The sequence below is a fragment of the Amycolatopsis sp. NPDC041971 genome, from assembly GCF_055588925.1.
In genome coordinates, this window is record NZ_JBVJCE010000008.1 from 221,438 (window position 1) to 236,348 (window position 14,911).

9 protein-coding genes are annotated in these 14,911 nt (G+C 69.0%); all 9 read left to right on the plus strand.

The annotated features are described in order from the left end of the window. Positions 1 to 286: 286 nt before the first annotated feature. Positions 287 to 1,603 carry a nucleotide sugar dehydrogenase gene (locus ACZ6DT_RS18700; RefSeq protein ID WP_465596298.1) on the plus strand — a complete coding sequence of 439 codons (1,317 nt, stop codon included), beginning with the start codon at positions 287 to 289 and terminating at the stop codon, positions 1,601 to 1,603. After that, positions 1,584 to 2,771: a glycosyltransferase family 4 protein gene (locus tag ACZ6DT_RS18705; RefSeq protein ID WP_465596301.1), complete on the plus strand. Its 1,188-nt coding sequence runs from the start codon at positions 1,584 to 1,586 to the stop codon at positions 2,769 to 2,771. The genes ACZ6DT_RS18700 and ACZ6DT_RS18705 overlap by 20 nt, the downstream gene beginning before the upstream one ends. Positions 2,772 to 2,910: 139 nt before the next feature. Beyond that, entirely contained in the window at positions 2,911 to 4,191 is a 1,281-nt protein-coding gene (locus ACZ6DT_RS18710) for an exopolysaccharide biosynthesis protein (protein ID WP_465596581.1), read from the plus strand. Then, complete coding sequence (locus ACZ6DT_RS18715; RefSeq protein WP_465596304.1) at positions 4,188 to 5,738, plus strand: Wzz/FepE/Etk N-terminal domain-containing protein; 1,551 nt, start codon at positions 4,188 to 4,190, stop codon at positions 5,736 to 5,738. Before ACZ6DT_RS18710 ends, ACZ6DT_RS18715 begins: the two co-directional genes overlap by 4 nt. A 190-nt stretch (positions 5,739 to 5,928) precedes the next feature. Continuing rightward, positions 5,929 to 7,962, plus strand: coding sequence for an asparagine synthase (glutamine-hydrolyzing) (gene asnB / locus ACZ6DT_RS18720; RefSeq protein ID WP_465596307.1), 2,034 nt, complete (start codon positions 5,929 to 5,931; stop codon positions 7,960 to 7,962). Positions 7,963 to 7,969: 7 nt separating this feature from the next. Continuing rightward, a complete protein-coding gene (locus ACZ6DT_RS18725; RefSeq protein ID WP_465596310.1) occupies positions 7,970 to 10,141 on the plus strand; it encodes a bi-domain-containing oxidoreductase in 2,172 nt (723 codons plus the stop codon). After that, positions 10,141 to 12,096, plus strand: coding sequence for a heparinase II/III family protein (locus ACZ6DT_RS18730; RefSeq protein ID WP_465596313.1), 1,956 nt, complete (start codon positions 10,141 to 10,143; stop codon positions 12,094 to 12,096). The genes ACZ6DT_RS18725 and ACZ6DT_RS18730 overlap by 1 nt, the downstream gene beginning before the upstream one ends. Beyond that, positions 12,093 to 13,616, plus strand: coding sequence for a right-handed parallel beta-helix repeat-containing protein (locus ACZ6DT_RS18735; RefSeq protein WP_465596316.1), 1,524 nt, complete (start codon positions 12,093 to 12,095; stop codon positions 13,614 to 13,616). Before ACZ6DT_RS18730 ends, ACZ6DT_RS18735 begins: the two co-directional genes overlap by 4 nt. A 1-nt stretch (position 13,617) precedes the next feature. Continuing rightward, positions 13,618 to 14,874 carry an O-antigen ligase family protein gene (locus ACZ6DT_RS18740; protein WP_465596319.1) on the plus strand — a complete coding sequence of 419 codons (1,257 nt, stop codon included), beginning with the start codon at positions 13,618 to 13,620 and terminating at the stop codon, positions 14,872 to 14,874. Positions 14,875 to 14,911: the final 37 nt, after the last annotated feature.

Sequence of the window (14,911 nt, forward strand, 5' to 3'; positions counted from 1 at the left end):
GGGGGGGGGGGGGGGGGGGGGGGGGGGGGGGGGGGGGGGGGGGGGGGGGGGGGGCCACAAAAAAAACCCCCCCCCCACGACCAACCCGACCCACTCCTACCCCGCCGCCCTCAATCGAGACGAAACCCTTACGCGTCCCCTGTAGCGTTTCGTGCCCCCCGAGCGATGAGTGATTCCCTTGCCGCACAGGCATTCCGCCAAAAGCAGGCGAACGCGGGACACCGGTAACGAACCCGGTCCTCCGGCCGACCAACTCGTCAGCGGAACGCGGCTGGAGGAATTCGTCATGAAGATCAGTGTCTTCGGGCTCGGTTACGTCGGTTGCGTGTCTGCGGCGTGCCTGGCCGGGCGTGGGCACGAGGTCGTCGGGGTGGACGTGAACCCGGTGAAGATCGACCTCGTCTCCAGCGGCAAGGCGCCGGTGGTCGAGGAACGGATCGGCGAGCTGACCGCCGAGGTCGTCGCCCAAGGCAGGCTGAGAGCCACCACCGACGTCAGACAGGCGATCGCGGACAGCGAAGTCTCCCTGATCTGTGTCGGTACCCCGTCGGCGCCGAACGGCAGCCTCTCGACGGTCTTCCTGGAGCGCGTGGCCGAGGAGATCGGCGAAGCGCTCAAGGCCAAAACGCGAAGGCACACCGTCGTTTTCCGCAGCACCATGTTGCCGGGCACCTGCCTGGACCTGCTCGTCCCCATCCTCGAGAAGTCGTCCGGTCTCACCGCCGGTGTCGATTTCGGCGTCGCGGTGAACCCCGAGTTCCTGCGTGAGGGCAGCAGCGTCAAGGACTTCTTCGACCCGCCCAAGACCGTCATCGGCGAGCTCGACGCGGCCAGTGGTGACGTCGTCGCGGCGCTGTACGAAGGACTTCCCGGCGAGGTCTTCCGCGTCGCGATCCCGGTCGCCGAGATGACGAAGTACGCCGACAACTCCTTCCACGGGCTCAAGATCGGCTTCGCGAATGAGCTCGGCGCCATCTGCCGCGCGCTGGGGCTCGACTCGCATCAGGTGATCGACGTCTTCCTCGCCGACCGCAAGCTCAACATCAGCCCCGCCTACCTCCGCCCCGGGTTCGCTTTCGGCGGCTCTTGCCTCCCCAAGGATCTGCGCGGCCTTGTCTACGCCGCGCACCGCGCGGACGTCGCCGTCCCGATCCTGTCGCACGTGCTGCCCTCGAACGACGAACACCTGCAGCGTGCCTTCGACCTGGTCGCACGCACCGGGAAACGCAAGATCGGGCTGTTCGGCCTGTCCTTCAAACCCGGCACCGACGACCTCCGCGAGAGCCCGCTCGTCGAGCTGGCGGAGCGGCTGCTCGGCAAGGGATACGACCTCCGCATCTACGACGCCAACGTCAGCCTTTCGCGGCTGATGGGCGCGAACCGCGAGTACATCGAGGGCAGGCTGCCGCATCTCGGCCAGCTGCTGGCCGGCTCCGTCGCCGAGGTCGTCGACCACGCCGAAGTCTGTCTCGTCGGCTGCACCGATCCGGCGGTCCTCGCTGCGCTCCCGGCGGGCGGCGGCCACACCATCATCGATCTCGTCCGCGTACCCGACGCCGGACGGCGCCGGACTGAAGAGGGATATGTCGGCCTTGCCTGGTAAAGCTCTCATCCTCGTCGAGAACCTTTCCGTCCCCTTCGATCGCCGCGTCTGGCAGGAGTGCGCCGCGCTCCGTGAGGCGGGCTGGGAAGTCCACGTCATCTGTCCACAAGGGACGAAACGGGACACCGAAGCCGAAATCACCATCGATGGCGTCCACATCCTGCGGTACCCGCTGAAGGCGGCCACCGGTGGCCCGGCCGGGTACGTCCAGGAGTACGGCTCCGCGTTGTGGCACACGCTCCGGCTCGCCCGCAAGGTCGGGCGGGTGGACGTCGTGCACGCCTGCAACCCGCCGGACCTGCTGTTCCTGGTCGCGCTGTTCCTCAAGCGTGAGGGCGCGAAGTTCATCTTCGACCAGCACGACCTGTGCCCCGAGCTGTACCTTTCGCGGTTCGACCGCGGCGAGGACTTCCTGTACCGGGCGGTCCGCGCGCTGGAGCGCCGCACCTACAAGACGGCCGACGTCGTCATCGCGACCAACGAGAGTTACAAGGACGTCGCCGTGAAGCGCGGCGGCAAGTCGCCGGAAGACGTCTTCGTCGTGCGAAGCGCGCCTGTGGTCGAGCGGTTCCACCTGGTCCCGGTCGAGCCGGAGTTGAAGAAGGGCAAGCCGCATCTGCTCGCGTACCTCGGCGTGATGGGCCCGCAGGACGGCGTCGACTACGCCCTGCGCGCGCTCGCTTCGCTGCGTGACGCCGTCGGCCGCACCGACTGGCACGCCGTGTTCATCGGCTCCGGTGACGCCTTCGACGCCATGGTGGCCTTGTCGAAGGAACTGAAGCTCGACGACCAGGTCGAGTTCACCGGCCGGATCCCCGACGAAGACCTGCTGCGCTACCTGTCCGCGGCCGACGTCTGCCTTTCGCCGGACCCCCTCAATCCGCTCAACGACGTGTCGACCATGAACAAGATCATGGAGTACATGGCGATGAGCCGTCCGATCGTCTCCTTCGAGTTGCGGGAGGCCCGGGTTTCGGCCGGGGAGGCCGCGCTGTACGCGCCGGCGAACGACGAGCCGGAGTTCGCGAAGCTGATCGCCCATCTGCTCGACTCGCCGGAGCAGCGGGCCGTGATGGGCGAGCTGGGGCGGGCGCGCGTCGCCGGTCCGCTCTCTTGGGAGAACTCCCGGAAAGCGCTACTCGCGGCCTATGCAGCCGCGACCCGTTGATCGGCTTCCCGGTCGCGTTTCGAACAAGACTCTGGCGATCCTGTAACCAACGCCGTGGTCGGTCCGACGGGATTCATGCCACATCCGACCGCGCCGATGGGAGATCCCGGCTTTGAGTGACGACACGGTGCGCCTGTCCATGATCGGGCAGGTTCTGCGCGGGAGGTGGCGGACCCTGGTGGTCCTCGCCCTCCTCGGCGCCTTGGTCGGCGCGGGCTCGTCGGTGCTCCTTTCCCCCGGCTACCGGACCACGGCCAGCGTGCTGCTGCAGGGCCCGCGTGAGGCGGACGAACTGCTCACCCAGGCCGAGGTGGCGACCAGTTCCGTCGTGCTCGACCGGGCCGCCGCCGGACTCGGGGACGGCGAGACCGGCGCCGACCTGCGGGACAAGGTGGCCACGTCGGTCGCGCAGGGCAATGTCATCACCATCGAGGCAACCGGTGACACCGCCGAACAGACGCAGCGGCTCGCGGACCGGATTGCGCAGGAGTTCGTGAAGTACTCCACCCAGATCATCGCCGGTTCCGGTGACGCCGCCGTGCAGTTGGCGCAGGAACGCCGCGAGACGCTGCGCCAGCAGGTCGCGCAGACCAACCAGCGGATCAGCGAACTTTCGGCGAAGGTCAACGACGGCAAGACGACGGTGGAGAGCGTCCAGCTCCGCACCGAACTGCAGGGTCTGCGCTCGACGATCGAGTCGGCGATGTCCACGTTGAACGCGGCCGACACGGCGAGCGGTCTCGGCAACATGGTCGTGCTGGGTTCGGCCGAGCTGCCGTCTTCGGCGGCCGCGCCCACGACGGGGCAGCTCGCCCTCGGTGGCGCGGCGTTGTTCTTCCTGATCGGCCTGTTCGGGCACCTCTTCACCGCCCGCACCGACCGGCGGCTGCGTGACGACGAAGAGATCGCCGCGGCGATCGGCGGCCCGGTGCTGGCCACCTTCGACGCCGTGGACAGGCGTCCGGCCGGAACCACCCCGCGGGCCAAGATCCTCCGTGACGACCGGCCGTGGAACATCCCGAGGGTCGACGTCTTCGCCGACGAGATCGACGCCGACGTCCAGTACCGGCGCCTGGTTTCACGGCTCCCGCACCGGCGGCTGCTCGTCCTCGCCGTGGACGGTGACCACGCCGGGCGGGCGGCCGCCGGGCGGATCGCCCGCCTCGCCGGCCGGTGGTTCGCTCCGGTGACGGTGTCCCCGGCGCGGCCCGTCGTCGAAGACGCCGACGTCGAAGGGGTCCTCGTCGTGACGAGCCTCGGCTCCCGGTCCGCGTGGGAGCTGGTCGGGATCGCCGGAGCCGTCGCCGACGCCGGGCTCACCGTGGTGGGCACGGTGCTGCTCCGCCCCGTCTCCCCGACCCGAACCCGGCCCGGCGCGTCCACCACCGCCGACCACGAAGCACTGGCAGGTACCGCGTGACCAGCGCCGAAAAAACGAAGTCCGAACCGCTCATCGACCTGCAACGGCTGGTCGTCTCGGTGCGGAGACGGCGCCGCCTGTGGGTGTCGACCGCCCTGCTCGGCCTGATCCTCGGCGGGCTGGTCGCGGTGTTCCTGCCGTCGCCGCCCACCGCCGTCGCGCAGATCCTGGTCGTCCACCCCGACGACTCGCCGACCGACAGCGGAACGCTGATGCGGACCGACGTCGCCGTGCTCCAGACGACGAAGACCGCCACCGAGGCGCTCAAGAAGTTGAACAGCACCCAGGCGCCGGAGGAGTTCCTCAAGGACTACGAGGGGCTGGGCCTGACGAACAACGTCCTCCAGCTGACGGTCAAGGGCAAGACCGGCGAAGAGGCTGTGGCTCGCGCGCGGGCGATCTCCGACGCCTTCATCACCGAGTTCGTCTCCCGCAACCAGGCGGCCGCGGCGGCCGAGCAGAAGGCCCTGCTCGACCAGCGGAACCAGGCCCAGAACGAACTCGGCTCCATCGAGTCGGCGATCGTCGCCGAGGAGGCCAAGAACCGCAACGCCAACCCCGCCCAGCTGGAACGGCTGTACTCGCGCCGCGCGGAGCTGACGTCCAAGATCTCCGACTACGACGGCCGCGCGCAGGAGGCGGGCATCGGCACGCCGAAGGTCGCCGCCGGGACGCAGATCGTCGACGCGCCCCGGATCCTGCCGTATTCCTTCCTCAAGACGCTCGCCACCGACGCCGGGATCGGCTTCGCGCTGGGACTGCTCGCCGGACTGGGGCTCGCGGCCGTCACGAGCGTGGTGAAGGACCGGCCGGTGCTGCGCCGCGAGCTCTCCCAACACCTCGGCGCTTCCGTGATCGCGCAACTGCCCAAGCCGCCTCGGTTCCTGCGCCGCGGGCAGGCGGAGACCCGGCGGCGGCGGGTCGCGGCGACGCTGGTCCGCGCCGTCCGCCAGGAGGGCGGTCCGGTGTCGCTGCTCGACCTCGGCGCCCGGCAGGTCACCGCCGCGCTCGCCGTCGACATGGCGCGCGAACTGGCGGAGAAGGGGCCGGCCTCGCTCGTCGACGACCTGCCGAAGGCGAATCTCCGCGAGCTGGCCGGTCAAGGCCCGATCCAGGTGCTGGACCGCGGCGACCTGCCGTTGGCGGCCAAGGAACGCCGGATCGGCGTCGGTTCGGTCGAGCCGGGGACATCGTGGACCGACCTCGAATTTCTCGGCGGGGAGACGATTCTCGTCGTCCGCGCCGGGCACGCGAACACCGAGTGGCTGCACACCGTCGCCCGCCAGCTGGCGGACCGGCACATTCCGATCATCGGGGTCGTCGTGGTGGATCCGGATCCGCGCGACCACACCGACGGGACGCTGTGGGACGGCCTGCACACCGCGTTGCGCGGGCGGGCCGCGCGGCCGATGCCGAAACCGGTGGAAATGTTCCCGAAGAAGAACGGGCATCCGACTCCGTACAAACGCGTCAAGGAACTCGGCAACGCCGATCAGCCGACGAAACGATTCGCGCCTGTGTCACCGGACAACGCCGAAGCCTTGTAAGGGGATGGATGGCGGAGCAGAGGACAATTCGATGAAGGGACCGCACGCGTGAACCCGCCGTGGCCGAAGGCCCCGCTAGCGCGGTGGCGGGGCGTCCCTTCAAACGGACGTGACATGGAACGCCGGCCAGCGCCCTGCCGACGTCGCTCGCGGTCGCGGGTTCATTCTCAGAGCTAGGGAGCGAAAGCAGATGTGTGGCATCGCAGGGGCCTACTTCTGGCCGGACGGGGGGCCGCTACGGGATCGGCTCACCAAGACCCTCGCCCATCGCGGGCCGGACGGTTCCGGCCGGTACGACCACGGGGAAGTCCACTTAGGACACCGAAGGCTGTCGATCGTCGACCTGACCGAGACCGGCGCGCAGCCGATGGTCTCCGGCGGGCTCGCGCTGACCTACAACGGAGAGCTGTACAACGCGCCGGAGCTGCGGACGGAACTCGAAGCCGCCGGTGTGCGGTTCCGGGGGACGTCCGACACCGAGGTCCTGCTGGAAGCCTGGCGCAAGTGGGGCACCGACGGCCTGCACCGGCTTCGCGGCATGTTCGCGTTCGGTGTCTTCGACGAGCGCACCGGCGCTTTGACCCTGGTGCGGGACCAACTGGGCATCAAACCGCTGTTCCTGGTGCGCCGAGGTCAGGGTGTCGTGTTCGCCTCCGAGCTGAAGGCGCTGGCCGCCGAACTCGGCGGTTCCCTGACCGTCGACGACACCGCGCTCGTCGCTTCCCTGCTCTATTACTGGGTTCCGGACGGCCGTTGCGCGTTCCGTGAGGCCGAGAAGCTGCCGCCGGGCAGCTGGGCGCGGTTCCGGCCGAACGGCGACGTCGAGCGCGGCACGTTCTGGTCGCTGCGCCAGGTCGCCGAAGAGGGAGCCGCGTACGAGGGCGAGTTCGATCTCAACGCGGTCATCGAGGACTCCACGCGCAAGCACCTGATGGCCGACGTGCCGGTCGCGACGTTCCTCTCCGGCGGGCTCGACTCCAGCTACCTGACCGCGATCGCCGCTCGTGAGCAGCCAGGGATCTCCGCGTACACCATCGGTTTCCGGGCCGAGGACGCGAAATTCGAGGCGATGCCGGACGACCTGATGTACGCGAAGAAGGTCGCCGCGAAATTCGGCGTCGACCTGCACGAGATCGAGATCGCGCCGCAGGTGCTCGACCTGTTGCCGCGGATGACGTACCACCTCGACGAGCCGATCGGTGATCCCGCGGCGATCAACAGCTACCTGATCTGCACCGCCGCGCGCGAGGCCGGGGTCAAGGTGATGCTGTCCGGCATGGGTGCCGACGAGCTGTTCGCCGGGTACCGCAAGCATCTCGCGAACAAGATCGCCGTGCGGTACCAACGGGTTCCCGGTCTCGTCCGTCGTCCGGTGGAGTCCCTTGTGGACAGACTGCCGGTGGCGACGTCGAAGCGAGGCTTCCGTTCGGTGCGGTTCGCCAAGCGGTTCCTCTCGTTCGCGGAACTGCCGGAGGAGACCGCGTTCCGGCGCAGCTACACGATGTACGACCAGGCCGAGCTCGTCGCGCTGCTGAACCCGGACCTCGCGGGCGCGGTGGACGATGTGATCACCGAGCACGCGGACACCTACCACGACAACACGCTGACCGATTTCGTGAACCGCATGTGCCTGGCCGATTCCCGGCTCTTCCTGCCCGGTCTGAATCTCGCCTACACCGATCGGTCCAGCATGGCCGCGTCCACCGAGGTGCGGACGCCGTTCGTCGACATCGAGGTCGTGAAGGCCGCGTTCCGGATCCCCGGTGAGAAGAAGATCGTGAAGCGTCAAGGGAAGATGGCGCTGAAGGAAGCGGCGCTCTCGATCCTCCCCGCCGAGATCGTGCACCGGCCGAAGGGGCTGTTCAGCGCACCACTGCGGGCTTGGATGAGCCGCGACCTCGCGCCGCTGGTGCGCGAGGTGACCAACGATGGCGAATTGGTGAAGGCCGGGTTCCTCCGTCGTGAGGCCCTGCAACGGCTCGTCGACGAGGACGCGTCCGGCCAACAGGACCGGTCCAAGCACCTCTGGCACATCTTGACCCTCGAGTACTGGTATCGCGGCGCCATCGATGCCCGATCCACCCCAGCTCGGCCGGGTGGGGGGGGGGGGGGGGGGGGGGGGGGGGGGGGGGGGGGGGGGGTGGTTTTTCTCCCCCCCCCCCCCCCCCCCCACGACCAACCTGACCCCAGCGGTACCGGCGCCCCCCTCCATCCCCGCCCTTAGGAGCGACGTGAAGCAGGTAGTGCAGAACTACAAGAGCGGGGAGCTGGCGCTCCTCGACGTCGAAGTCCCCGCGTGCAAACCGGGGGGTGTGCTGGTCCGCACCGCCTATTCGCTGATCTCCACCGGCACCGAGATGATGAAGGTGTCCGAGGCGAGCCTTTCCCTGGTGGGCAAGGCGAAGGCGCGGCCGGATCAGGTCGCGAAGGTGATGCAGAGCGTCGCGACGAACGGGCTGAGCGCCACCTACCGCAAGGCGATGAACAAACTCGACTCGTACACGCCCCTCGGGTATTCGCTGTGCGGCGTGGTCGAGGAGGTCGGCGCGGGCATCGACGACGTCGCCGTCGGGGATTTAGTGGCGTGCGCCGGAAACGAGCACGCACTGCACGCGGAACTGAACTGGGTGCCCAAGAACCTCTACGCCAAGGTGCCCGGCGGCGTCGACCCGCGGCACGCCGCGTTCGGCACGGTCGGCGCGATCGCGATGCAGGGCGTCCGCCAGGGTGAACCGCAGATCGGTGACATCGCGCTGGTCATCGGCCTCGGCCTGATCGGCCAGCTGGTCGTGCAGCTGCTGGTCACCTCCGGGGTCCGCGTGGTCGGCGTCGACCCGGATCCGACGCGGTGCGCCCTCGCCGAACGGCTCGGCGCGCTCAACTGCGGTGACCCGGGCTCCGGCGTCATCGACACCGCGGTCGCGGAGATCAGCGCCGGGCACGGCGTCGACCAGGTGTACCTCGCCGCGGGCGGCAGCACGAACGAGCCGGTGGAGCTGGCCGCGAAGCTGGCCCGCGACCGCGGCCGGGTGATCGACATCGGCAAGTGCTCGCTGAACTTGCCGTGGAACGCCTACTACGAAAAGGAACTCGACGTCCGGTTCTCCCGCTCGTACGGCCCCGGCCGCTACGACCCGGAGTACGAACTCGAAGGCCGCGACTATCCGATCGGCCAGGTCCGCTGGACCGAGCGCCGTAACCTCGAATGCGTCGTCGACCTGATGGGCAGCGGCCGTCTCGACGTCGAGCCGCTGATCTCGCACGTCTCGGAGTTCTCCGACGCCGTCGAGACGTACCGGAAACTGAACGAGGGCGAGCTCAAGGCCGTCGCCGTGCTGTTCGAGTACGACAAGCGCCCGGCGGGTCCGGCCGAACAGGTTGTCACGTCGGTATCCGTGCCGAAGCCCTCGGAGGTTCGCGCGGCGCCGAAGCCCGGCGGCGTGCGGATCGGATTCATCGGCGCGGGCAACTACGCGTCCTCCATGCTCCTGCCGCAGCTCGCGGAGATGGAGCACGTCGACCTCGCCGAGGTCGTCACCACCTCGGCGCTCTCGGGGGCGAACGCCAAGCGCAAGTTCGGTTTCGCGCGCGCCACCACCGACCTCGACACGATGCTTGAAGACTCCTCGATCGACGCCGTGTTCATCGTGACCCGGCACAGCTCGCACGCCGAACTGACCCGGCGCGCGCTGCTCGCGGGCAAGGCCGTCTTCGTCGAGAAGCCGCTCGCCCTGTCCGAAAAGGAACTGGAGATCGTGCTCGGCGCGATCGAGGAGTCGGGCAACGATCGGTTGCAGGTCGGCTTCAACCGCCGGTTCGCGCCGCTGCTGCACGAGTCCGTGCTCCACTTCGGGCCGCGGATCGGCCCGGCTTCCGTGCGGTACCTGGTCAACGCCGGACAGCTCGACGCGAACAGCTGGTACAACCAGGCCGACAGCGAGGGCTCGCGGTTCGCCGGAGAGGGCGGCCACTTCATCGACACGGTCAGCTGGTTGCTCGGCGCCGACCCGGTCTCGGTGTACGCCACCGCGACGCCCGGCCACCAGGACCTGCAGATCCTGCTGCGCTATCCGGACGGCTCGACCGCATCGATCGCGTACACCACGAGCGGCGCGGCGTCGTTCCCCAAGGAGACGATCGACGTCACCGCCGACGGCAAGGTGCTGAAGTTCGACGACTTCGCGCGCGCGTCGGTGTTCGGCCGCAAGAAGTGGGCCAGTTCCCGGATCCCCAAGGGCCGGGACAAGGGCCAGACCGCCGAAGTCGAAGCGTTCGTCGACGCGCTGACCACCGGGGTCGCGATGCCGGTCTCCGTCGACTCGCTCGTCGCGACGACGCTGGCCACGCTCGCGGTCAACCGCAGCCTGGAGACCGGGGCCCCGGTGCGGATCGGACTCGGCTGATGGATCTCTCCTGGTATCTGCGGAGACTGTCGCGGATGGGGCCCGCCGAGATCGCGGGCCGCGTCACCGACGTCGTGCGCAAACGCCGGTGGCGCGGGGTCGCGAGCGACAAGGCGGCTTGGCTGCCGGACCGGCGATTCGCCTCGGTGCCCGGTGACGAGGTCCTCGCCGCCGTCTCCGGTGAGGCGGTGAAAGACCTGCTCGCCACGGCGGACAGGCTGATGGACGGGCGCGCCGAGTACTTCGGCGTCGAACGGGACGACTTCGTCGACCCGGACTGGTCGTACGACCCGAAGACCGGTCGCCGCGCACCGTCCGATGTGTACTCCTTCGACATCCCGTATCGGCGTGAGGACGCCGTCGGCGACATCAAGCAGATCTGGGAGCCGTCGCGGCACCAGCACCTCACCGTGCTGGCCGCCGCGTACGCCCTGACCGGCGAGGATCGGTACGCCGAGCGCGTCGCCGCGCACCTGAAGTCCTGGTGGGCGGCCAACCCGCCGATGCGCGGGGTGCACTGGGTCAGCGGCATCGAACTCGGCATCCGGCTGCTGTCGTGGGTGTGGGTCCGGCGGCTGCTCGACGGCTGGGGGCGGGCCTCGGCGCTGTTCGAGGACAATCCGGTGGCGCTCAACCAGATCTGGCACCATCAGCGCTGGCTGGCCGCGTTCGGAAGCCGCGGTTCGTCGGCGAACAACCACGTGATCGCCGAGGACGCCGGACGGCTGGCCGCCGCCTGCGCGTTCGCCTGGTTCCCCGAATCCGCCCGGTGGCGGGACACGGCGCTGGTGTCGCTGGATAAGATGCTGCACCACAACACCTTCGAGTCCGGGCTCAACCGTGAACTCGCCACGGAGTACCACGGGCTCGTCCTGGAACTGGGGCTCGCCGGGGCGCTGGAGGCGAAGGCCGCCGGTGTCGCGGTGCCCGAGTCGACCTGGCTCGTGCTGCTGCGGATGACCGACGCGCTGGCGTCCATAGTGGACAATCGATTGCGGCCGCCGCGGCAGGGTGACGCGGACGACGGTTTCGGGCTGGTCATCGATGGCGCTGCCGGTGACGGGACCAGCCGCTGGGCATCGCTGATCGAGACCGGATCTGTCCTTTTCGGACGGTTGGACTGGTGGCCGGAGACGCCGGGTGGAGACGTCCGCACGGCGCTTTTCTCCGCACTGGCCAAGGACATTCAGATCCGTTCGAAGCGTCCGGTGTGGCGGCGGGACGACTTCGCCGACGCCGGGATGACCATTCTGCGCGTCGGTGCCATCTGGGCTCGCTGCGACGGTGGGCCGCACGGCTTCCTGTCCATCGCCGCGCACGCGCACGCGGACGCGCTCTCGGTGGAGGTCCGGCACGACGGCATCGACATCCTCGCCGACCCCGGAACCTACTGTTACCACGGCGAACCGCAGTGGCGGTCGTACTTCCGGTCCACGGCCGGGCACAACACGCTCGAACTCTCCCGCGCCGACCAGTCCGTCTCCGGCGGTCCGTTCCTGTGGACGAAACACGCCGTCACCACCGTGATCGCGGCGGGAACGCCGTCGCGCTGGAGCGCGGAACACGACGGCTACGCGCCGTTCGTCCACCGGCGTTCGGTGGAGCTGGAAGGCATGGACGGCACTGTGCTCAGGATTCTCGACGAGGTTCGCGGTGGCGAGACACCGCACTGCCGTCTCGCGTTCCACTTCGGCCCGCTGGTCGAGGTCTCGCTTTCCGGCGGGACGGCGACGCTGTCCTGGGTTGTCGACGGCGAGGCCCGGACGGCTTCGTTCGAGCTGCCGCCGGAACTGAGCTGGTCGGCGCATCGCGGCGAAACCACTCCGCCGATGGGCTGGTACTCGGCCGGATTCGGCAGGCGTGAACCGGCGTGGACCCTGCTCGGCAGCGGAACCGGCGCCACGTTCACCAGCGTGCTCACCTTCGAACCAGGTAACGAGGATCCCCCATTGTGATCACACGACCGCACCGCCTCCGCCGGGCAGCGCTTCTGGTGCTGCTCGGCCCGCTGACGCTCACCGCCTGCACCACCCCGGCCGAAGAGCCAGGACCGGATCCGGCCAAGGCGCCGTCCGGTTCGGTCGCGCAGGTGTGCGACAAGCTGCCGGAGGGGCCGGCGGAAGCGCCGGCGGGGACGGTGAAGATCGATCCGGCGGTGCCGGGCGACCTCGCGGCGAAGACGCGGTCCAGCCCGGCCGGGACGACGTTCTGGCTGGCGCCGGGGACGCACAAACTCGGCGACGACCGCTACGACCAGGTCAACCCGAAGCCGGGCAACGTCTACGTGGGTGGCCCGAAAGCCGTCCTCGACGGCCGGAAGATCAACCAATACGCCTTCGCGGGCGACGCCGCCGACGTCAAGATCCGGAATCTGACCGTGCAGGGCTTCGCCGCTCCGCACGACGAAGGCGTGGTCAACCACGATTCGGCCGATGGATGGGTCATCGAGCACAGCGCTGTCCAGGACAACGACGGCGCGGCGCTGATGGCGGGCGCGCGGCAGCAGGTCCGGGGCAACTGCCTGCGGCGCAACGGCCAGTACGGGATGAACGCCTACGCGCAGGACAGCGGCATCACCGGTCTCGTCGTCGAGGGCAACGAGATCACCGGCAACAACACCGGCGACTGGGAAAGCAAGATCGACGGCTGCGGCTGTTCCGGCGGGATCAAGTTCTGGGCGGTCGACGGCGCCGACATCGTCGGCAACTGGGTGCACGACAACCGCGGCGTCGGGCTGTGGGCCGACACGAACAACAACGACTTCCGCATCGCGGGCAACGTCATCGAGAACAACGACGGCTCCGCGCTGATGTACGAGACCAGCTACAACGCCGTGATCAGCGGCAACACCCTCCGCCGCAACAACTGGGTGGACGGCAAGCGCTACATCGACCGCGGCGACAGCTTCCCGGTGGCGTCGGTCTACGTGTCCGAATCCGGCGGCGAGCCGAGGGTGAAGGCGCGCACGGACAAGCTGGAGATCTCCGGGAACACGTTCGAGAACAACTGGAACGGCGTCACCCTGTGGGAGAACTCCGACCGGTTCTGCAACAGCCCGGCCAACACCTCGTCCGGCTCCTGCACGCGGTTGGTGCCCGAGCAGGCGAAATGCGCGCAACCCGGGATCGGGGGCGGGCCGCTGAACGCCGACTGCCGCTGGAAGACCCAGCGCGTCGAGATCCACCACAACCGGTTCGTACTCGACCCGGCCGTCGCCGGCTGCGAGGAGAGCTGCGCGCGGATGGCGATGCTCGCGAACTTCGGCACGTTCCCGGACTGGTCGCCGTACAAGGGCGAGGTCGTCCAGCACGCGATCACCTTCGCCCAGGGCAACCGGCTCTACGACAACACCTACTCCGGGCCGTGGAACTTCGTGGCGTTCGAGCCGAGCCGGGTACTGGGTTTCGGTGAATGGCAGGGCGCGCCCTACCGTCAGGACCAGGGCAGCAAGCTCACCCGTGCGGGAGGTGGCTGACATGCTCGATCCCGTGGTCCGGGCCGAACCGTCGATCCGCACGGGCATGCCCAGGGCGGTCGGCGTCGCCTGGACGCTGCTGATCATCAACACCCTGGGCTCGACCGGGGCGAAGACGCTCATCCCGTTGCCGCGTTCGGTCAGCCAGCTGATCACCATGGGCGCGCTGGGCGCCGCGTTCGTGATCGCCCTCGCCCTGAACGCCCGGCTGCGGATCAGGCCGAGTGCCTACCTCTTCCTGCTCACCCTGCTGCTGGTGCTGAGCGTGGTCTCCAGCCTGAACCTGGAAGGCGGGTTCGGCGCGCTGTTCCGCTGCTTCCGGTTCGCCCTCTTCCTCAGCACCCTGTGGCTGCTGACCCGCTGGTGGAACGGCGGTCTCGACCTCGTCCGCGCCCATATCCGCGCCTACGGTGCGGTGCTGGTGACGGTGGTGATCGGGCTCGCGCTGGGTCCGGGCAACGCGCTGCCGTTCGAGTACGGCGGACGGCTCACCGGAACGCTGTGGCCGTTGACCCCGCCACAGGTCGGCCAGTACGCGGCCATCGTCATCGGGCTCACGATCCTGTTGTGGCTCGGCGGGAAACTGGAACGGAAGCACGCGCTGGTCGTCATCGTCCCGGCGTTCGGGATCCTGCTGCTGACCCACACCCGCACCGCGATGCTCGGCCTGGTGGCCGGAACCGTGGTGGCGCTGCTGTCGCAATGGATGTCCAGCGCCCGCGCTCGCAAGGTGTTCACCTGGATCGTGTTCGGCGGCTTGTTCGCGGTGGTGGCCTTGGGCGGCTTGCTGCAGGCCTGGTTCCTGCGGGGACAGTCCGAGGAGAACTTTTCCAGCCTCACCGGCCGCGCGAAGGTGTGGGACGCCCTGCTCGACGCCCCGAGGACGACACTCGAGTACCTGTTCGGCGTCGGGCTGACCGACAAGTCCTTCGACGGGCTCCCGATCGACAGCAGCTGGCTCGCCGTCTACCACGAACAGGGCTACGTCGGGATCGCGATCGTGGCCGCGTTCATGCTCGTGCTGGTCGTGGTCGCGGTGCTGCGGCCGCCGTCCCCCGCCAGGGCGTGCGCGATCTTCCTGATCACGTACTGTCTTTCCGCCTCCTACACCGAGGCGGGCCTCGGCGACGCGTCGCCGTACCTGCTGCACCTGGCCCTGGCCGCGTCGCTGCTGGTGCGTGTGCCCGCCGAAGAACCCGAGTTAGTCAAGGATGATCGGCGGAGCCGAAGATGTGCCGCGAAGAGACCACACGCGTGAACCCGCCCGGCCGGAGGCCTCCGCTATCGCGGTGGCG